Origin of the sequence: Leptospira venezuelensis (assembly GCF_002150035.1) — a bacterium.
In the GTDB taxonomy this organism is placed as follows: domain Bacteria; phylum Spirochaetota; class Leptospiria; order Leptospirales; family Leptospiraceae; genus Leptospira_B; species Leptospira_B venezuelensis.
Genome location: NZ_NETS01000007.1, coordinates 156,721 through 177,270, shown reverse-complemented (window position 1 = coordinate 177,270; position 20,550 = coordinate 156,721). Strand labels below are relative to the sequence as shown.

Sequence of the window (20,550 nt, the reverse complement as noted above, 5' to 3'; positions counted from 1 at the left end):
ATGAGTCCTTCTCCTAAAAATAACCCGGAAAACACAATGGAAATCCTGAAAACTATCCATAAGATCATGCAGGATAAAAAATGCGAAGAGATCGCGGTCTTGAACCTGGAATCTGTGCATTCATACTTAAGTTTCTTTTTGATCTGCACCGTGAACTCAGCAGTGCAAGCGAACGCTGTAGCGAGAGAGATCAAAAAAGCATTAAAAGGTTTTAAACTCCCCCATAAGGAAACCGATAAAACGGGAACATCCTCCTCTTCCGGTTGGACCCTGCTGGACTACGGCGAATTTATAGTCCATATAATGACTCCGGAAAAAAGAGAATATTATAATCTAGACAGACTTTGGAGAGATGCGGAGAGAATAGAACTCTCTTAATTTTCTACCAATCTTGCTCTTAAGCTAGACCAATCCGATACAGGAAGTTCACAGTGAAATCCTACGCAAACGTATGCTTTCACTCCTCCTCCTGAATTTCTGTTTTTTAGAAGCAGGAATTTTTCTCCATTCTCTTTTGCTTCCTTATCGTTAGCCCATACAAGTACCGTTTCCGGCAAAAATAAGGAGCCAACTCCTTTCCAAATAGGTAATAATTCTTCTTGGGAGGAATATACTACCGCAAGTTCTCTTCCCGGAGATTTTCTAAGCCATAATGCGGAAAGCATATATGGATAACTCATCGGATAAGCTTCTAATTCAGGTTTGAAATAGGAAAAGATAGAGTCCGCATATTGCAGATATTTTTCAGAATCCACCACTCCTAACTTAGAAAGTAAAACGAATGCAGTCGCAAAGGAACTATTTGCGGAAGGTTCCACTCCATCATACCCGTCTACGGTCCTTCTGAGCAATACCTCTCCGTCTATTCCCGAATCAAAGAACACGCCGGAAGGACTTCTGAAAAGTCGGATCGCTTCTTCGGTATATCGGATCGCATTCTCCAAATATCTGAATCCTTTTCCTGCTTGGAATAGATACAAAGAAGCTAATACGAACTCGGCATAATCAGTACTGTATGCGAGGAATCTTGCTTCTCCTTCTCTAAATCTTCTGAGCAATCTTCCGTCTTCTCTGATTAGATTATTTTCTAAGAACTTATATGTTTCTTCTGCTTCTCTTAATAGATCTCCGTCTCCGAAAGCCATTGCAGCTTTTGTCACTGCCTTAATATACAAGCAGTTCCAAGAGAATAAGATCTTATCGTCCCTAAGAGGCCTGATCCTTGTAGAACGTTTTTCTAAAAGTTTTTTCCTATTTCTGGAAATAATCTCTTCCAACTCGGAAGGCTCCAATCCATGTAGCCTGGAGAAATTCATTCTGAATGTTTCGTGTAGAATATTTTTCTCTTCGAAATTTCCTTTTTCTGTAATATTCCAAAATTCATCTAAAAGAGAAGAGTCCTGCCCACAGACTTCTCTCACTTCTTCTTTTGTCCAAAGATAGAATAGCCCCTCTTCTCCTTCTGAATCCGCATCTTCTGCGCTTGAGATCCCACCGCCAGGCAATCTCATATCCCTGCGCAGATACTCAATTACATCGTACGCATAATTTTTATATTTTTCCTCTCCCACTGCTTGGTAACATTCTACTAAGGCTTCCAAGAAAAGTGAGTTATCATATAGCATCTTTTCGAAATGTGGGACTAACCAATGATGGTCGGTGGAATACCTGCAAAGTCCCCCGCCGATTTGGTCATAGATCCCACCTTTTTTCATGGCAGTCAGTGTCTCTTCTACCATTTCGAGAGCTTTAGGTTCTCCGGTAGATTTATGATAACGTAATAAAAAGCTAAGCCCCATGCTTGGCGGAAATTTATTTACGGAATTGGATTTGAAACCCGCATAATCTTGATCGTAAAATCGATCATATAATAAAAATCCATTCTCGAATACTTCCGGTCCTGGAGAAGCAGCTAGCGTTTCCCCTGCAAGTGCTCTGGCCTCTTCTGACTCCCTTAAATGTTTAGTCAGGTCTTCGGAAGCCTCTAGTAATTCTTCTTTTTTATCCTTCCATAATCCTGTTAAAATTCCTAAAACTTCCGTGAAACTTTTTCTACCGTATTTTGGGACCGGAGGAAAATAGGTGCCACCTGTAATCGGTTTACCTTCAGGCGTTAGGAACATATTTAAAGGCCAGCCTCCCTGCTGTCCCATGGCATGTAACGCATCCATATAGATCCGATCCACATCAGGCCTTTCTTCTCGATCTACCTTAATAGAAACGTAATCTCTATTCAAAACTTCAGCAGTGGTTTCATTCTCAAACGATTCCTTCTCCATTACATGGCACCAATGGCAGGTGGCGTAACCAATGGATAAGAAGATCAATTTATTCTCTGATTTTGCCTTTGCAAATGCCTCTTCGGACCAAGGAAACCAATCCACTGGATTGGTTGAATGTTGGAGTAGATAAGGACTTTTTTCAGACGCGAGTCGGTTCAATTTTTTATCTGGAGTTTTCATCGATTTTAAGCTGTCTAGACTTTTACTTTAGATTTTTCGATTTGGCAAATTCTTCCGAACCAAAAACCATGCTCCGTAGGAAGACCAACGAAACTATGCTTAGGCCTGCAAATATTCCTTGGTTAAGGAAATTTTATCTGCGACTCTTGCTTGTCGGAGCTTTCAGTTTTCCAGCTTCCTACTTCGCCCAAGAGTTAGACCCTTCCCTTCAAAATAGGCCTAGAGTTCTTAAACTTACTCTGAAAGAAGCGGTCAATTATGTCCTAGCGAATAATATCACAGTTAGAAACGCTGGGATGGAATTCGTGAAAGCAGATACTGCCGAATTAAAAAATCTATCTCAATATGCATGGACGCTGGTCGGCGGTTTTTCGAAAACAAAAACTAATCTTCCTCTTAATAATAATAACGTTCTCTCTGGAACAAAGATCTCAAATGATCGGATAAACGTAGGGATCCAAAAAAACTTCCAAACCCTGACCTATTTTAGTCTGGAACTTAGCCATACACGATTCGATGCGGATGCATTTGAGACTCAGGCTGCTGCTGCCAGACTAGGCGCAGTAGGTTCTTATTTAGCTGCTCCTCCTCAATATACAGATGCCCTGACTGTAACTCTTGGTCAGGAACTTTTGAAGTATTCTTTCGGCCAGACTGAGAAAGAAAAACAAAAGGTCTTACAACAAAACGCAGTGATTCGTAGAGACGAGTTAGTCAATATTCTTGCTCAGCTTGTAGTTAAAACCCTGGTAGACTATTGGAGCTTGAGTGTTTACGATTCTCAGGTAGAAACTTTCGATAGATTAGAGAAGAATACTAAAAACATCAGAGATCTTACTGTCAGAAAACGTAATCTAGGTCTTTCCGAAGGATTCGAGGTCAACCAATGGAATAGTGCTCTCACTCAAACTGAAAATAGTTTAGAAAGAGCAAGGCTTGCTAGATCAGAAGCAGAAAGAAATTTGATCCGAGTCCTGAACGTGGACCCAAGTTCTAAAATTTCAGGGATCACTGATCTTCAGGAAAAAGTTCCAAACGATATCAATCCTACTAAAGATTATCAATATGCATTGGATCATAGGATCGATCTAAAAAATTTAATCCGCCAAAGACAGATCGCGGAGTTAGAACTGAAGATCAAGAATGCAGAAGACATGCCTTCTTTAAAAATTACAGGAAGTTATTCTACAAGAGGACAGACTTTCTTAAATCCTCAGACGAACTATGTGAATCCAGACACAGGAATGATGTCTTTTAAGTATCCGGAAAAAACTTTAAACTTCGCATTATCTTATCCTTTATTCGATACGGGAATTCAAACAGATATTAGGGATGCAAAGCTCAAACTGGATATCCTGTCAAAACAAGAAACAGAACTTAGAACTCTGATCAAAGAAGAGTTAGATAATAGATATTATGCAATCGTTGCGGGGCAGGAACTTTTAGAAACTGCAAACACTCGTAAAGAAGAAGCAGAGAAATTTTACAAAGGTGTCCAAGCACGTTTTAATCAAGGAAGATTCACTGCAGTGTTGGTGAAATCCGCTCTGGACGGTTTAATCCAAGCAGAGTTACAAGTAGCTCAAGCAAGGATCAACTTTAACGTGGATATCATCCGTTATGAACTTGCAAGGAACTCTGTTTTCGAAAAGTTCGGAGTGAATGTGGATGAGATTGTAGATACAATCATCAAAAACGAAGTAGCTAGAGCACAGCAAGCTACACCTTCCGATAAATAATCTAAAATTATATATTAGGCTTTCGGGATAGAAGGGATTTCCAACTGGATTGGCTCCCCTTCTAATGCTTTTAAGAACTCGATCAAATCTTTCTTGTCCTGATCGGAAAGTTCAGCAGGTTTCAACATAGGATCATGAACCGCTTTGGAATGGCCACCTTCCGCAAAATGGTTCACTGTATCTTCTATCGATCCAAAAATCCCATTATGCATGAATGTTTTCTTTTTGGTAACATCCCTTAATGTTGGAGTTCTAACCTTATCTTTGATCCCAGCAAGACCAGTCGTATGCAATTTAGAATCGGAGAAGTTAGGGCCCTGGTGACATTGGATACATTTTGCTTTATTCTGAAAAACATCCCAACCTCTAATCTGTGCAGGAGTGAGTGCTGTCTCTTCCCCCATTACAAATTTATCAAAACTTGAATTTTTACTTACTATGGTTCTTTGGAAGGTAGAAAGAGCTAATACAATTCTTTCCCCTGAAATTTCAGGATCTCCATAAGCTTTCTCAAAAAGTTCCTTATAACCCTGGATAGAAGAAATCCGTTGGATGAGTTTTGTTTCATTCTGGAATAATAGTTTGGAATGCACTTTGTCTTTTACAAGATCTTCTAACTCTTTTGCTTCCGGGTCTTTAAATACATCTTTATATAATGCAACATTTGTGAGAGAAGGAGCTGGATTATGGATCTTGGTTCGAGGAAAACCTTCGGAAGGAGAAGCAGTATTATGGCAACTTGCACAACTTACATCTTGGTTGAAAGAAAGCCTAGAATCGAAATATAGAGTCTTCCCCAATTCCACTTTTTCTTGATTGAATGGGTTGTTACTAGGATGAATTACATTCTTAACAACGAATCCTTCCAATTCAGGGATTGGCTTTTTTTCCTTACATACAATCAATCCTAAGATCGAAATCATGAATAAGATCAGGAAAAAAATACGCTTCATGTCCTTATCCAGGATGCTTAAAAGAATGCCTCTGTCAATCTCCTAATCAAGAACTAGTCTAAAAGTCTTCTGAGACCATATCTCAAAGAAAATTCAAAACAATGTCACAAGCTATGCCTAAGGCGCGTCTTCCTTTTAGAACCGGAGGCAAGAATGTCAAAGAAGAAGGTATTGATCGTAGGTGGAGGTTATGCAGGGATTGCTGCGGCAAACAGATTAGCGCGCAAAAGCTCCGAGGTAGAAATTACCCTAATTACTGCAGAACCGATCTTTAGAGAAAAGATCAGAAATCACCAGGTGATCGCAGGAACCAAAGGAAAAGATTTTAAGATCCGAAATTTATTAAACTCTAAGGTAGATCTGATCATCCAAAGAGTAGAAAATATATTTCCAAATGAGAACAAAGTTCTCTTAAACGACGGGACTTATTTTGAATACGACTACCTGGGTTATACTGCAGGAATGAGGGCTGGAGATCCAGGCACAAAAGGAATCAATTATTTCTCAGTCGCAAGTTTCCAAGATTCGGAACGATTGAGAAGAGAATTAAACAATCATCCTGACGCAAAAATTACTGTATTAGGCGGAGGACTTTCCGGAATAGAAGTAGCAACGGAACTCGCAGAAAATTATCCAAAAGCAAAAATTACACTTTTGGATTCGGATAAGATCGGAAAAAATTTCTCTTCAGGAGCTGTTCTTTATATGAAAGAAGTTCTGAAAAATCTGCATGTGAATCTTATCGAAGGAGAAAGAGGAGAATATCTATTAGAAGATAAGATCAAAACCACAAGCGGAACTCAGGTTCTTCACGATTATTGTGTGCTTTCTGCTGGGTTAGTTGCTTCTGATCTGGGAAAAAACTCAGGATTAGAATCCAATAAGATCGGCCAAGTATATTTGAATGAATATATGCAAGTTCCTGAATATTCAAATATCATAGGAGCGGGAGACGCAGTAAAAATTCCGGGTGAAGAATTTTCTTATTTGCGGATGGCATGTGCCACAGCTCTTCCAATGGGAATTTATTTAGGAGAAAGAATTTCTACCCTAATAGGAAATAAATCTGAAATAGGACAAAAACCTTTCGAACTAGCGTATGTAGGACGTTGTGTAAGTTTAGGAAGAAAAGAAGGATTATTCCAATTCCTGAACTACGATGACAGCCCTAAGGAAAAATTTTGGACGGGAAGAATAGGAGCTTTCGTGAAAGAGCTTATTTGCAAATTTACTGTCTTCTCCTTTAAAGCAGAAAAATATTTCGATTTTTATGCGATCCCTAAACCTAAAGAAAAAACTTTAGTTAAACAAAACGAAAGATTAGCGACGGCTGAAAAATGAACACCCAAGAAAGACTAGATCAATTTATACAAAACAAAGGTTTGGTCTTTGGGATCGCCTATAAGATGACAGGGAGTGTGGTAGAAGCCGAAGATATAGTGCAGGAAACTTTTCTAAGATGGGAAAAATCCAAAGAAGAGAAGATAAGATCTCCAAAGGCATTTCTATCTACGGTTGCGGCAAGACTCTCCTTGGATTCTTTAAGAAAGGCAAAAAGAAAAAGAGAAACCTATATAGGTCCTTGGTTACCGGAGCCTTTGGCTCCGGGACCTATGGAAGAAGAGCCTGACCAAGAAACATTAGACCTCGCATTTCTGCATTTATTAGAAAAACTGAATCCGATTGAAAGGGCAGTGTTTTTACTCAGAGAAAGTTTTGAGATGGATTATGACTCAATATCCAAAGTGGTCGGAAAAAATCAGGAGAATTGCAGACAAATCCTAAAAAGAGCCAAAGAATCACTCAAATCTGATCGTAAAAAATACGATGCACCTTCCGAAAAAAGAAAAAAGATCTTCCGTGATTTTTTACTCGCTTCTTCCAAAGGAAAACCGGAACTGCTTGTCCCTTTTCTAAAAGAAGAGATAGTCCTTTGGTCAGATGGCGGTGGAAAAGTAAATGCTGCTAGAATTCCGATCATCGGAAAAGAAAGGGCTTCTCATTTTTTCATCCGGACTGGAAGCAACAAACTCAAATATACTCTGGATTTTTATTTTGGAATGGTAAATGGTGCAGAAACATTAATCGGCTATTATAATGATCAACCTGCATACTTACAAAATTTCCTCATAGACGAAGACGGTATTTCCAAAATTTATTCTGTTCTCAATCCGGATAAATTAAAATCGATGGAGAACAAAGATAAGCTGGTAGAAGAAGGACTGATCTTTCCGCTCGAGAACTTCTTATTATTCCCGCATACATATCGGAAGAAGGTAGCAAAATGGTTAAATCCAGTGGCTAAATTAGTAAAATGGGCAATCGTAAGATAATCGCTTCACTCCTGAAACCCGCATAGGGGGCTATAGTCGCCCGGCTCTTGTAGCCCGCATTTAAAACGATTAACATAGGATAATTCACTTATCTATGATACCCTTCTCCCTTTCTTGACTTTGGATCTTTCCTAAGAGAAGATTCGAGTATGAAACGAATATTAACAGCAAACTTACTTTTAGGTTTGTTACTCATTCAATGCAGTGGAGGAGAGAAGATGGAAGCAGTTTTAGAAAACAAAACCACATCACCGAAGTTACCAAGCGGATATTATACTTCTAAGTTAGGAAAGATCGCATATTGGATAGAAGGAAAAGGAAAGCCGATTTTTTTACTACATTCGGCAGGCCATGACCATAACGATTTTGAATCTATTTTGCCGAGTTTATCAGAAAAATATAAAGTGATCTCCTTGGATTGGCCGGGGCACGGATTATCTGAAAACCCACAGCCTGCGACTTCTGCTTCTGCGGTAGAATATGCGGAAATATTACCTGACCTGGTTACGCAGCTTTCCCCGGAAGGCGGGATCTTTATAGGGAACTCTCTCGGAGGTTTTGCCTCTATGGATCTTGCTCTAAAAAAACCGGAACTAGTAAAAGGTCTCGTGATTGTGGACTCAGGCGGACTAAACGATCCGGATTGGATTACTAAAAGTTTTGCCGGATTAAAATCCAAGGTTTGGTTTACTAGCTTTGTTTGGAATTTCTTTCCGAATCATTATATAAAGGTCAGGAATAAATATACAGAGTCTATTCTATCCCGTATCAAAGAAAGAGAAAATGTAGAAGGTGCGAAAGAAGTGAATGCTTCCATCTGGAAAAGTTTTTTGGATGAAAGACATGATCTAAGAGAAAAAGTCTCCCAAATCCAAGTGCCAACATTGATCGTATGGGGAGAATATGACCCAGTCATAGATCCTAAACTTGCTCTCAGACTTCATGAAAAAGTAAAAGGTTCCAAGTTGGCCTATCTAAAAACAGGTCATGTGCCCTTTGCGGAAAACCCAAAGGAATTCTTAAAAGTCACATTGCCATTTCTAAATTCTATATAGGAACCGAGTCGCAGACTTAGAATGTTTTTGGATTTTTCCAATAATTAGATTTGTAAAATTTCCGTTTGCGGACTTTCTTTAGAAATCCGCTAACGGGAATTGTATGGATCAAAAAGACCGTCCCTGGGAAAAAATTTATCAAACCGTGAACCAGGTCTCTCCCATCCCAAAAGAAGTCTGGAAAAAATCGGAAGCACTATATACTCTTCGCAAGTTAGAATATGGGGATTTTCTGATCAAACAAGGGGCCCAACCAACTGAGTTTGCATTCGTATTCTCAGGTGTGTTGAGAGAATATTATCTAACAGACCAAGGAAACGAATATATCAAAAGTTTCAATTTCCCGGGAGACTTTACCGGATCTTATTTTGATCTACTTACGGAACAACCTTCTACCTGTAATATCAGAGCAATTACAGATTGCGAACTTGCAGTAGCAAAATTCTCAGAATTCAGAAAACTATTCTCACAAGACATTGCCTGGGAGAGATTAGGTAGAATATTTGCAGAGAACTTATTCTTAAAAAAGGCCAGAAGAGAATATGAGCTCTTAGCCTTAAGCGCAGAAGAAAGATACGATTTATTATTAGAATCAAGACCTGATATAGAAGAACTTATTCCTCAATATCATATCGCATCTTATTTGGGGATTACGCCTGTTTCCTTAAGTAGGATCCGAGCGAAGAGAAAAAAAGATTAGAGAATTGCAATGTAGGAGTTCCTACATCACCTTCAAAAGTCCGCCCCCACCCTGCATTGGGATTGGGGGGAGTGGCCTGTGGGAAAGCTGCACTCTCCTACCTCAAAATTCCTCTTTTAGCAAATCATTTTCTAACAGTGAATTTTGTTGGAACTCCTACAGAATATTAGTGAATAAATAAAAAAGCGCCGAAGAAACCAGGTTTTGAGCAAGTGCACTAAGAATACTTTAGATTGTCCTTAATGAATCATTTCGAGATACAATAAAAGAAAGAGTTATATGCAATTTAGGAATAAATCAATGAACCAGATTTTGAAAATATCTTTAATAAGTATTTTTCTCATTATAAATATCTCCTTATATTCTGATCCGAGTGAGGGTCTAATTTCTGGGACAAATGTTCGGCTTAGATCCGAGCCATCCTCATCTGGCAAGGTTATCAAATCCTTGAACACAGGACAAAAGATCAAATTTATTTCCTATAAATCTGAGTACATGTTTGAAGATATCTATTTAGGAAGATGGATTGAAGTCGTAACGGATGATTCCGTTAAAGGATATATGTTCGACGCGTTTGTTACTTACGGAAAGGATGAGGAAAAATTTCACGTATTCTTCAAAAGATTTTATAGTTCCGTTTACAATAATCGACAAAAGAAGATCGAAAATTTGAGTGATGATTTCTTTCTCGAATACTGCTACCCAAGTTCAGAAGAGGGTAAAGAGATTGATTGCTCTAGAAAAAATAGTAAGTCCGGTAAATTAACAAATAATGATATAATAGCTTCGGATGGAGGGAGCAATAGCGATTTTTTTCCGGATAAGTTTAAATTGCAGGATATGACTGCGATAGTGATTATCGATTCAGGAGGATCATCTACTTATAAATGGCATTTCAAATTCATCGAAGGAAAGTGGAAACTCATACGCGTAGATGCCTTTTCCTGTTAATTTCAATTAGAACGACAAATTATTAATCCTAATTACAAACCGGGAATCATCACACTTTCTCGCGGCAGCGATGCGTAGATCTTTAGTCCGGGCTTGCCCGGATGAGCGCTAGCGAAATTGAAGCAGCGCGGCCCGAACGAAGAGAGGGAGCCGCCCAGAAAATAAAAAAGGCGCCGGGGAAACCGACGCCTTCTCCAGGCTTTGCAATATTAGAAAATTCTTATTTTGCGGAAGCTGCTTCACGGATCACATAAGCTGCGATCTCGTTTTTCTGAATTTGAGTAGTTCCTTCGAAGATACAAAGGATTTTCGCGTCTCTCATCAGTTTTTCAACAGGATACTCTTTAGTGTAACCGTATCCACCGAAAATTTGAACCGCGTCAGTAGCTGCTTTCATTGCAGTTTCAGAGCAATAAGCTTTAGCGATAGCGGAATATTTCGGAAGACGAGGATCCTCAGCATCAGACATACGAGCAGAAAGGTAGCAGATCTGACGTGCAGTTTCTACACCGATAGACATATCAGCAAGCATGTGTTGAACAGCTTGGAAGCTGGAGATTTTAGAACCGAATTGCTCTCTTTGACGAGCGTATTTAGATGCGTGATCTAAAGCAGCTTGAGCAACACCTACTCCCATAGCAGCAACGTATGGACGAGAAGCGTTCAAAGTTTGAAGAGCGTAAATGAATCCAAGGTTTTCTTTCCCGATCATGTTCACTTCTTCAACTGCACAGTCTTCGAAGATGATTTGGCGAGTGTCAGATGCACGAATACCAAGTTTATCTTCTTTTTTACCAACGATCAGACCTGGAGTGTCGCGTTTAACATAAAAGCAGGAAACTCCACGAGTTCCACGGCCTTTGTCAGTATAAGCAAAAACTGTATAAGCTCCTGCGCTACCACCGCCGGTGATCCATTGTTTGGTTCCGTTGATGACCCATTTGTCACCTTTTTTAACTGCAGTAGTGCTCATACCAGGAACGTCTGAACCTGCGCCAGGCTCGGAAAGACAGAAAGAAACTCCGTATTCTCCGTCGATAACTGGTTGTAGCCATTTTTTCTTTTGTTCGTGGCTTGCACCTTTCATGATCGGAAGGATACCAAGACCGGTATATCCGAAACAAAGGCTGATACCGAGACATCCTCTAGAAAGTTCTTCGGTAACTAAACACTGCTCTACGGAACCAAGACCCCATCCGCCGTATTCTTCGGGGATAGTGAGTCCGTTGACTCCTAACTCAGTTCTCATTCTATTGATAAGTTCTTCTGGATGTTTGTTTTCTTCGTCCCAGTGGATAGCAACTTCATGCGTGATTTCTTTTTTAACGAAAGCACGAATCGTGTCCCTGATCTCGATCTGCTGCTCAGTCAGTTCCTGATACATTTTTTCCCTTCTTGCGAGAGTTTCTAGTCCTAATTTTTCGCCATAGTCGATTCGATCAAGAAAAACATGGCTGATTAAACGTTCATTTTAGCCCTAATGGGACAGAATTCCTGGAAATCTCGTTATTTTCCTAGATTTTGGCAATCCTAAAGCATATAAAAAACAGAACGTTCGTTCTGTTGCGATTTCTAATTCACAAAGTCCAGGAAATAAATTGAGTAAACCAAAGAGAGGCTGCTTTTCTGATAGATTGTTCATCGGGTTCGTCATCCGTAGCCCAAGCGATAATTCCGTCCGGACGTACTAATAAAGTGTTCAAACCTAGCTGCTCTTTTGCTCTGCCTGTAACATACTTCACTTGATCTTTGTATTCGTCTGCCAAGGTTTTAAGAGAAGGTTTACCCCCAAAATCAAGAAGTATCCCTTGGCCATCTTGCATAAGTTCACCGATCCTTCTGCCATCCTCAAACTCAAAGTTCGGAACACTATAACCTACTAATGGATGAGCTTTACCTAAATTATAATGAGTAAAAATTCCCCATACTCTTGAGGCCATATAGGTAGAAGTATCACGAGTCTCCATAAGATCTCGAATAATTGAGTTCAACGCACGAGCCTCTGGACTAGGTTTCATGATCATCACCTGAGCTCGGGACCAATCTAGAACCTGGGCCCCAATTGGATGTCTCTCCATATAATAACTATCCAATAACCCTTCAGGCGCCTTTTTATGAATAGTTGCAGCAAGCTTCCATCCTAGGTTCATAGCATCACCCAATCCAAGATTTAGACCTTGCCCTCCCAAAGGAGAATGAATATGTGCTGCATCTCCAGCTAAAAGAATCCTTCCGTTTCGATAGTTCGTTGCTTGCCTTGCACGATCAGTCCAAGTGGTTGCATAATGAAGAGCATTGATAGTAATATCTGTATTCGAGATGCGGCGTAGAACTGACTGCACATGTTCTAAAGTGACTGGCTTCTCTGAATTATGAAATTCTCCACCATCAAAATCCTGAATTACGATGAATCCAGGTTGAGATTGTAAGTACATTCCTCTTTCAGTTAGATTCCGCCCCGGACTTAACTTTTCCGGATCAGCAAGATCAACCTTAGTAGAATAACCTGTAAATTCAGGTTCGGTACCTGCAAATTCGAAACCTCCAGATTTACGAACTACACTACGAGCACCATCACAACCCACAAGCCATTGCCCTTGAAAAGATTGATCACCAGATTGAACTATTACCCCATCATCCGTTTGATTAAAAGAAGTTAATGCACACCCTCTTTTAATCTCCACTCCTAAATATTCTGCACGACGAGTCAGAATGGTTTCCATCTCCTCCATTTCAGAGATCAAATTAGTCACTGTAGAACTTTCTAAACGATGTTTCCATTGCGAAGTATCAATATTACCTTCCAAGAATGGAATGCCTGCGAAATGGCCTACCTGACGACGAGGCCCTTCTTGAATCGAATTTGCATGAGGATTTTTAAGACGTTTATGTATTTCAAGTTCTTCTAATAATCCTCTGCGATAAAGAGCTTCAATGCTGGGAGCAGAGAGTCCACGTACACCAAAAGGAAGTCGCTTGAATGGAGACTGAGGATTTTCATATTTTTCTAATATAAGAATTTTACATTTAGATAAAGCAAGTTCGCTGGCTAAAAAAAGTCCTACTGGGCCTGCTCCAGAAATAATAACATCATAAGTCGGTTGGTTTTCTTTCATTTATTCCACCCATTCTTCAAAACTTTAAAAGTAAGATTTAATACATCTTTAGGAGAAGTTGAATTACACGCAAAACTTACCCCCTCCAAGATCAACTTTGCGACACATTCCGCTTCTATTTTACTCACACCAGAATCGTTTTGGATTTCTTTAGCCAAAGAATTTTCGTAACGAGCCCATAACCCGCGTAAATAGGAAGTAAGTTCAGGCGAAGACCTGATCAGCTTTCCGAATCCTGAGAAAATCTTTTTATCAGGTGGATTGAATAACTTGCTCGAAAAAAAATACTGGTAGAGAGCATCCAGAATGGATTGACCCTTTTTTCTCTCTTTAATGGCCTTCAAGATATCTGCATCGATCTCATCTTCAAGATCGAAAATGAGCGACTCTTTAGTCGGGAAATAATTAAAAAGTGTAGTAACAGCAACTTCCGCTTTTTCGGCTATTTCAACAATTGTAACAGCGTCATACCCCTTTTCTATGAATAGATCACGAGCAATATCTGAGATAATTTTTCGAGTTTTAGCCTTCTTAGTTTCACGTAATCCCATTATTGAACCTTTCCTCTGATCTATATCTGTATTGAGCGTGAGTGATCATAAAACAATATCAAGTATAATTTTGTAGTAACTACATTTTTATATTAAGTGCAAGAATGTGAAATGACACGAAATTAGGCCTTCAAGGGATATTGGGCGACTCTTCGCTCACGCTCAGACCGCGCTGCTACGGGCTACGCTAACGCTTCGGTCTCTTCGAGACTAAACCCTGCGCATCGCTGTCGCAGGAGGGAGGTTTGTTGCAAAAGGGTATGCCACTCTGTTTGTTGGAATTCTTACAACGGAATTTAGATTAAGAAATTCCTTTACTTCCACCCGTATAGATGAATAAATATTTGTCTAAGTCGGTTTCATCAGGAGAAACTTCATGATACAAAGTATCGTAGCGCCGATTATTGCAGGAGTTGCTGGATTTATCTGCGCTTTTCTTTTCAGTGGTCCTCTTTATTTCGGCCTTTCCAAATTTCTAAATTTGCCTTCACAAGAAGAAAAGAAAAATCTTGGGATCCGAATATTTTTGAATTTCTGCGTTTTCGTTGCTACTGCGTTTTCTATTTCATTGATCTTACAATATATGAGCCTTCAAAATAAAGCTCATGGTCAATCCATTGCTTTCATTTTATGGTTCGGATTTATATTTACTTCCAGTTCTATCGATGTGATTTGGAAGGGTAAACATCTGAAGTTATGGATTTTTGAATCTATATCTTCCTTAATTACAATCCAAGTTTTGATGTTCGTTTTATTACTATTTTATAAATGAAACAAGCTCGATTCTTTCTCACATTAGATTCTTCCGGTGCGTTAATCGTAGGACTATTCGTCCTTCTTTTTTCTTCTTTCATCTCAAACTTAACCGGCTGGACCGAAAGTTTCACTCGCATGGAAGGTTTTGCAAATTTAATCTATGGTTCTTATTCCGGAACACTTCTATTACGTTTCAAAAAAGGAAATCTTAAGCGTGGATTTGTTTTTATACTAATTATAGCAAATTCATTTTGGGGTTTGCAATGTTTTGCACAAGCATGGAGATTAAAGGAAGATGCCACTAGCATCGGGACAGTGCTACTATTACTTGAAGGTGTTTATTTAGTAGCGCTATCCTATTTTGAAGCGAGATTCGTTTTACCTCAATGCGTTTCTCGCTCTTCTCAAATATCGAAAAAATCTATTTAGTGGGAGCAGGAATACTTTGATGCCCTGGATGGACCTGAATTTTTGGGAATTTAGCCGCAACGGATTGTAGCAAGTCTAGACTCACTTTATTCCTTTCAATATCCTTAGTAAAATCTCCTGGAGTTACATTATTCAGCCAACCCCAGCTTGTATGACAAGTATCTCCAGTAATCAGCTGAACCCCGTTAGTAGATTTTATTAAAAATGCAATACTACCTTCCGTATGTCCAGGAACCGAGACTACATAAAGTGATTGGTCTCCGAAAAAATCTAGAAATCTAATTGGAGCAGCTTCTTTTCTAAAGAAGTTTAATTCAGAAAGAATAGTATCTAGTCCGAGTATCTTGTCCGTACTTCCTTGAACAAAAAGATGAAGGAATCGAGTATCCCCCGGTTCGTTCTGACCAGTATAAACTGAAGTCCCAATTGGAAAATCTTGAGTACCCAAAATATGATCTAAATGCAAATGAGTAATAAAGATACCTTCTACTTTCTTTGGTTCTTTTTGCAGCCACTCTTTAATCGTTGTATGAATCTTCAAAGCTCCCAAATTCATCTGAGAAGTAACTATTCCGGACACAGGCCATTCTTTTGTGTCCTTACGAAATACGTCCCCGAGCCCGGTATCCACCACATATCTTCCAAATTTAGGATGATCTATTACGTAAAAATAAATTTGAATCGGTTCCTGACCGGACTGCAAACCTGCAGTAATTGCTTTTTGATCCTTTAAATTGATCAGACCAGCACGTTCCGTTGCCCAGTCCGCAGCGATAATCTTTTTAAAAACAATCGGGCCTTTATCTGAAGGATTGATATCCTTGATATCGACTGGAGTTCCTTTATTCACTAGGACTGAGCGATTGGAAGTAACTGCACAATTGGTTAAAATTCCGATCGCGACTAATAAAATAATGATTCGTTGGATTTTCACGAAGAATAGACCTTATACCTTTAAGATAATTCGAAAAGAATTCTGAATTCTAAATAATCTTTCAATTAAATTACTTTATCTTTCTTCAACTCTTCTATCTCTGAATCGCTATAACCCAAAGATTTTAAGATTTCCTGGTTATGCTCCCCATGATTAGGAGGATCCATTCTATAAGTCACTTTACTTTCCGAAAAAGGAAAAGGTGAACCGAATTGTATATAATCCCCATATTGTTTGTGGGTGCGATCCAGGATCATTCCCTTCTCTTTTAATACCGGGTCTTTGGATACCTCATCCAGAGTTTTGACAGGAGTAAGACAAGAATCAGGATTTTGGAATATAGGCTCTAAGTCCGCAAGAGTTTTAGAGGAGAAGTATTCCGTGAGGATCTTTTTCCATTCTGCAAAATGTGTCTCTGCAATCGGAACTGTTTCCAAATGTGTATCAAGACCGGATTGTCTTAAAAATGTTTTAAAAAACATTTCTTCCAGAGCACCTAATGCAACCCAACGACCCTCTTTTGTTTTGTAAGTGGAATAATTAGGAAGTTTTCCGGATAATAATTCATTTCCACCTTCCGGATTTTGACCTGTTGCGGAATATATTCCTCCATATAGGGAAATAAATTGCAGAGAAGCCTCCATCATGGATATCGCGATTTTCTGTCCACGTCCCGTTTTTTCCCTATAGTACAAAGCTGCCAAAATAGAAGAAAGAGCAGTTAACGTTCCACCCCCGATATCCGCCAATTGGAATCCCGGAGCCTGGGGATTTTTTCCCGTTTGGTCCAATACTCCCGATAGAGAAAGATAATTTAAGTCATGTCCTGCAAAATCTTTATATGCACCTGAATCTCCATAACCGTAGATACCACAATAGATCAATCTCGGGAATTTTTCTTTTAGGTCATCATAGCCAAGTCCCATTTTGGAAAGTCCGTCAGGACGAAATCCTTCCAATAGTATATCAGCATCTTCTAATAGTTTGAATAATATCTCTTTGGATTTTTCTCTCTTGAGATTGAGTGTGATCGCTTTTTTATTTCTATTTAACATCAGATATAAAGAAGGAGCACCATTTGCTTTTTTGAACATTACTCTGGTTGCATCCATCGCTCTTGGATTTTCTATCTTGATGATCTCGGCTCCCATATCTCCCAAATACATGGAGCATAAAGGACCAGGTAACAATAAGCTTAAATCTACTACCTTAACTCCTGAAAGTGGACCTTTGTTCATTTTTATAATTTCCTGATAATAAACTTCCGACCTGTTTAGATCCAGAAGGTAGGAAGAAAAGTGTTTTTTGTTTATAAAAAACGCCGTTCAATCTGAGGCTTCGTCACTTAACACTTCGCTAGTTTTTCCCCAACGCCATTTAGTATAATCTTCCGCTGTAGCAAAAGAATATCCTTCTGATTTCAATTTTTCTATTACGAATGGTAAGACTTCTTTTGTAGTAGGATGTGTATCATGGAATAGGATCACCACTCCTTGCCCTTCCGTTTTATATATGAGTGAGTTATAGATTCGATCCATCTTTCTTCTGAATTTCTCGTCGTCAGGGTTGATCTTCGGTCCCTTTTCATACCATTCTCCTTTCACCCATTCCTTGGAATCCGTAGAATCGAACTCTTTGGTCCACATGAACACAAGGCCTTTACCTTGGAGGGCAGAACTTACTTTCTTTCTAATTGTTGCATTCTTGGTTTTTATATATGGAGAACCGAAAGGGGGGCGAATCCATATTAACTTTCCAGAATATTCTCCGAGTTCATTCTCATACAATTTTTGGTTTTCGTCCAATTGTCTTTCGATTCTTTTCGGAGACATATATGCGAAGTTTTGATGACCAAGCGTGTGATTTCCGATCGTATGACCTTCTTCTTTCATTCGGATGAGTGTTGTTCTGTATTTTCGGAAACTATTTCCTCTTGTGCTTGCCTTTGGCAACCAAGCTCCGCATACGAAGAACGTAGCTTTTACATTCTCTTTTTTGAGCACATCTAATACATCTGAGGTCCAGTCGGAAGGTCCGTCATCGAATGTTAGAAATGCAGTTTTAGGAGGAAGCGGATCTCCTTCATAGTATCCGATTGGATTACGGGGATCTGTTTGGATATTTGGAGAAGTCCCGAAGCTGGAACAATGGGTTAGAAATACTAAAGATACTAGAAAGGTGGTTTTCATAAAACTCATACCATCCTATAAAGTTAAAAAACTTTAAGCTTGGACCGGTTTGAATTTTAGCTTATAGTCCGGCTACCCGGGCTTCAGGAGCGAAGCGACTATCCTCTTGTAGTTAGACTCCAGGAGTAATGATCTCAGTCACAAAATGAATTCGAGACCACTACTCTATTCGGTTTATTAATTCTTAACTTAATGGCTTAAACAAACATTTCTGCAGAGGTCAACCATACTCCAGCGAGTATCAAACCTATTCCTGTCCATTGAGTCCAGTTTAGTTCTTCTTTAAAAAATATCGCGGAAGCTACGAGTACTATAATAAATCCAGCAGATGTGAAGAGTGGATAAGCCAACGATAATTTTAATCCGTTACCTAATACCCATCTATAACCCAATAACGCGATCCCGAAAGAAGCAAGTCCTGCAAAGAAAACCGGATGTAAAAATGCTTTAATCAATCCTTCGATTCCGGAAGCCGTATTTGTTTTATCTCCTAAAGAACTTGCCTTAATCAAAATGTTTGCTAAGGCATTGAAGAATAATGCGACTACGAAAATGATTATCACCGTAAATTTCATCTATCTCTCTCAAGAATTCGATTATTGTTTTCTTGTAATCTCCCCTTAGGAAGAGTGTATTATCCCTCTTTCGGGAATCGGTCGAAACTCCGAATTCCTGTCCATCGAAAGCAAAGGGAAAGAAATAGCAAGGGCAAATCTTGAATGGATAGAAAAACATTTAACTTCCGTGGGATCAAACTATCTTATATAGATTCTGGAAATAAATCCTCGGAACCAATCTTGATTGCTCACGCTAATGGATTTTCTGCGGGTTGTTATTCTTATTTAATACAAAAACTTTCTGAAACGCATAGAGTTCTTGCTTTAGATTTTTGTGGTCATGGTCAATCAGAACCAAACTTAGAATGGAAAGATTGGTTTTTCTTTAGAGATCAAATTTTAGCACTGATAGAAACAGAAAATCTGAAAAATGTTGTGGGGATTGGACATTCTTTGGGAGGAGCAAGCATCCTTCTTTCTTCCTACAAAAGGCCGGACCACTTTCGGAAAATTTTTGCAATGGATCCTGTGATATTAAATTTTGCTTACCTTCTTCTAGCCTTAGCTTTCGATACTCCTTTAGCAAAAGGTGCTATAAAAAGAAGAAGAGAATTTAAAAATCTGGAGTTTGTCAAAAAAGCATTCAGAAAGACTCCCACATTTGCAAATTGGTCCGACAAGGTATTTGAAGATTATTTAAAGTCTTGTTTCAAAAAAGAAGAAGATAAATGGGTCTTATGTTGTCCTCCTGAACTAGAGGCCAAAATTTTTAATTCAGTCAGTTTTTTAAGTTTGCTGCAATATAGAAGGATCAAAACAGAAACTCATATTACAATTCCCAGAAAATACGAAGTATGTTCTCCTTCTGCTGCTAAAAAGATTATCAAAGGAAATCCAAACTCAAGCTTGGAGCAATGGGATGATGTTTCCCATTTTTTTCCATTCGAACGTCCTGAAAAAACCCTGGAAAGAATCATTCAAAAATTATAATCCGGTATTCGGGAAATGGAAGAATCTCAAATAGGAACATTATTTTATTTCGGAGCCAGGGTATTCTTGGCCCAAAAAGGACTAACCACGGATCCCCACTCTCACTATGCAGTTTCCATTCTAATCTCGTTAACCTCTAAATTCAAAGTGATCGAAGAATCTGGCCATGTACTCGAATTCCAAGCGGTAGTTTTGGCTCCGAATACTTACCATACTCTTTCTGCAGAAAATTCAGATATGATCGTTTTACAAATCGATCCTTATGGTATCGATTACGCTTCCGTTGCTGCCAGGTTCGGAAGAAAGGGAATCTCTGAGATCCCTTTTGAGAACTTAGAACCCGTTCTTTCCAGATGCAAAAACCTATTTCATGAAAATATAAACTGCCAAGCTGCTAAGGAACTTTTCGAAGATATACTTGCTTGTGTTGGAACGGAAAAACCTTCCAGAGTTTCTTTGGATCCCAGAATCCTATCAGCTACTCTTCGAATGAAATCCGCTCTTCCAGGCTCTATCTCTGTTCCAGAACTCGCAAAGGAAGCGGGATTTTCAGAAACAAGATTCATGCATGTTTTCAAATTGCAGATGGGATTACCTGTAAGACAATACCAACTTTGGCTAAGACTTCATGAAGCTGCTAAACTTTTGAAAGAAGGTGGGAATCTAACTGAGGCTTCTCATGCTGCCGGTTTTGCAGATCAAGCGCATCTAAGTAGGACTTTTAAAAGAATGTTTGGCGTGCAACCTTCTAAGTTTTTAGGTGCAAACACAAACGTAGTTGTCCATTTTTGCGTTTAATAATTACTTAATATTATAAAAAGAAAATCGCCCGCTT

The 20,550-nt window shown here is 39.1% G+C and carries 20 protein-coding genes; 11 read left to right on the top strand and 9 right to left on the bottom strand.

All coding sequences use genetic code 11. The annotated features are described in order from the left end of the window. Positions 1-378, top strand: coding sequence for a ribosome silencing factor (gene rsfS / locus B1C82_RS02840; protein WP_086446105.1), 378 nt, complete (start codon positions 1-3; stop codon positions 376-378). Here rsfS and B1C82_RS02835 read toward each other — a convergent pair. Continuing rightward, positions 375-2,462, bottom strand: coding sequence for a thioredoxin domain-containing protein (locus tag B1C82_RS02835; protein WP_086446104.1), 2,088 nt, complete (start codon positions 2,460-2,462; stop codon positions 375-377). The genes rsfS and B1C82_RS02835 overlap by 4 nt on opposite strands. A gap of 95 nt (positions 2,463-2,557) precedes the next feature. Between B1C82_RS02835 and B1C82_RS02830 the strand changes: the two genes are divergently transcribed. Continuing rightward, positions 2,558-4,201, top strand: a complete 1,644-nt coding sequence (locus B1C82_RS02830; protein WP_086446103.1) for a TolC family protein — start codon at positions 2,558-2,560, stop codon at positions 4,199-4,201. A gap of 14 nt (positions 4,202-4,215) precedes the next feature. Here the strand turns inward: B1C82_RS02830 and B1C82_RS02825 are convergent, their stop codons facing one another. Continuing rightward, positions 4,216-5,154: a cytochrome-c peroxidase gene (locus tag B1C82_RS02825; RefSeq protein ID WP_086446102.1), complete on the bottom strand. Its 939-nt coding sequence runs from the start codon at positions 5,152-5,154 to the stop codon at positions 4,216-4,218. 153 nt (positions 5,155-5,307) lie between these two features. On the opposite strand from B1C82_RS02825, the gene B1C82_RS02820 reads away from it, so the two are divergent. From B1C82_RS02820 to B1C82_RS02800, 5 genes are all read left to right on the top strand, one after another. Continuing rightward, positions 5,308-6,495: an NAD(P)/FAD-dependent oxidoreductase gene (locus B1C82_RS02820; protein ID WP_086446101.1), complete on the top strand. Its 1,188-nt coding sequence runs from the start codon at positions 5,308-5,310 to the stop codon at positions 6,493-6,495. After that, positions 6,492-7,487 carry an RNA polymerase sigma factor SigJ gene (sigJ, locus tag B1C82_RS02815; protein WP_086446100.1) on the top strand — a complete coding sequence of 332 codons (996 nt, stop codon included), beginning with the start codon at positions 6,492-6,494 and terminating at the stop codon, positions 7,485-7,487. The genes B1C82_RS02820 and sigJ overlap by 4 nt, the downstream gene beginning before the upstream one ends. A gap of 218 nt (positions 7,488-7,705) precedes the next feature. Next, positions 7,706-8,542 (top strand): alpha/beta fold hydrolase, encoded by an 837-nt coding sequence (locus B1C82_RS02810; protein WP_086446332.1) that lies wholly within the window; start codon positions 7,706-7,708, stop codon positions 8,540-8,542. Between the two features lie 103 nt (positions 8,543-8,645). Continuing rightward, positions 8,646-9,242, top strand: a complete 597-nt coding sequence (locus B1C82_RS02805; protein WP_086446099.1) for a Crp/Fnr family transcriptional regulator — start codon at positions 8,646-8,648, stop codon at positions 9,240-9,242. A 300-nt stretch (positions 9,243-9,542) separates the two neighbouring features. Beyond that, positions 9,543-10,193 (top strand): SH3 domain-containing protein, encoded by a 651-nt coding sequence (locus tag B1C82_RS02800; RefSeq protein WP_157894092.1) that lies wholly within the window; start codon positions 9,543-9,545, stop codon positions 10,191-10,193. A gap of 220 nt (positions 10,194-10,413) precedes the next feature. On the opposite strand, the gene B1C82_RS02795 is transcribed toward B1C82_RS02800, so the two are convergent. The 3 genes from B1C82_RS02795 to B1C82_RS02785 all read right to left on the bottom strand — a co-directional run bounded on the left by B1C82_RS02795 (position 10,414) and on the right by B1C82_RS02785 (position 13,860). After that, entirely contained in the window at positions 10,414-11,577 is a 1,164-nt protein-coding gene (locus tag B1C82_RS02795) for an acyl-CoA dehydrogenase family protein (RefSeq protein WP_086446097.1), read from the bottom strand. A gap of 193 nt (positions 11,578-11,770) precedes the next feature. Continuing rightward, positions 11,771-13,309, bottom strand: a complete 1,539-nt coding sequence (locus B1C82_RS02790; protein WP_086446096.1) for an FAD-dependent monooxygenase — start codon at positions 13,307-13,309, stop codon at positions 11,771-11,773. Next, on the bottom strand, positions 13,306-13,860 hold the full coding sequence (locus tag B1C82_RS02785) for a TetR/AcrR family transcriptional regulator (protein ID WP_086446095.1): 555 nt from the start codon (positions 13,858-13,860) through the stop codon (positions 13,306-13,308). The genes B1C82_RS02790 and B1C82_RS02785 overlap by 4 nt, the downstream gene beginning before the upstream one ends. A gap of 376 nt (positions 13,861-14,236) precedes the next feature. Between B1C82_RS02785 and B1C82_RS02780 the strand changes: the two genes are divergently transcribed. Both B1C82_RS02780 and B1C82_RS02775 read left to right on the top strand, forming a co-directional pair. Next, entirely contained in the window at positions 14,237-14,632 is a 396-nt protein-coding gene (locus tag B1C82_RS02780; protein WP_086446094.1) for a DUF1761 family protein, read from the top strand. Then, positions 14,629-15,045 (top strand): hypothetical protein, encoded by a 417-nt coding sequence (locus B1C82_RS02775; RefSeq protein ID WP_086446093.1) that lies wholly within the window; start codon positions 14,629-14,631, stop codon positions 15,043-15,045. The genes B1C82_RS02780 and B1C82_RS02775 overlap by 4 nt, the downstream gene beginning before the upstream one ends. Here the strand turns inward: B1C82_RS02775 and B1C82_RS02770 are convergent. From B1C82_RS02770 to B1C82_RS02755, 4 genes are all read right to left on the bottom strand, one after another. Further along, positions 15,038-15,979, bottom strand: a complete 942-nt coding sequence (locus B1C82_RS02770; protein ID WP_086446092.1) for an MBL fold metallo-hydrolase — start codon at positions 15,977-15,979, stop codon at positions 15,038-15,040. The genes B1C82_RS02775 and B1C82_RS02770 overlap by 8 nt on opposite strands. Positions 15,980-16,044: 65 nt before the next feature. Next, the gene (locus tag B1C82_RS02765; RefSeq protein ID WP_086446091.1) at positions 16,045-17,217 is read right to left on the bottom strand and encodes a CaiB/BaiF CoA transferase family protein; all 1,173 of its coding nucleotides are present in this window, start codon (positions 17,215-17,217) and stop codon (positions 16,045-16,047) included. A gap of 87 nt (positions 17,218-17,304) precedes the next feature. After that, on the bottom strand, positions 17,305-18,168 hold the full coding sequence (locus B1C82_RS02760) for a polysaccharide deacetylase family protein (protein ID WP_086446090.1): 864 nt from the start codon (positions 18,166-18,168) through the stop codon (positions 17,305-17,307). Between the two features lie 197 nt (positions 18,169-18,365). Then, on the bottom strand, positions 18,366-18,743 hold the full coding sequence (locus B1C82_RS02755) for a DMT family transporter (RefSeq protein WP_086446089.1): 378 nt from the start codon (positions 18,741-18,743) through the stop codon (positions 18,366-18,368). Between the two features lie 144 nt (positions 18,744-18,887). On the opposite strand from B1C82_RS02755, the gene B1C82_RS02750 reads away from it, so the two are divergent. Together B1C82_RS02750 and B1C82_RS02745 are read left to right on the top strand one after the other, a co-directional pair. Continuing rightward, positions 18,888-19,715, top strand: a complete 828-nt coding sequence (locus tag B1C82_RS02750) for an alpha/beta fold hydrolase (RefSeq protein ID WP_086446088.1) — start codon at positions 18,888-18,890, stop codon at positions 19,713-19,715. A gap of 15 nt (positions 19,716-19,730) precedes the next feature. After that, the gene (locus B1C82_RS02745; RefSeq protein ID WP_086446087.1) at positions 19,731-20,513 is read left to right on the top strand and encodes a helix-turn-helix transcriptional regulator; all 783 of its coding nucleotides are present in this window, start codon (positions 19,731-19,733) and stop codon (positions 20,511-20,513) included. Positions 20,514-20,550 lie beyond the last annotated feature (37 nt).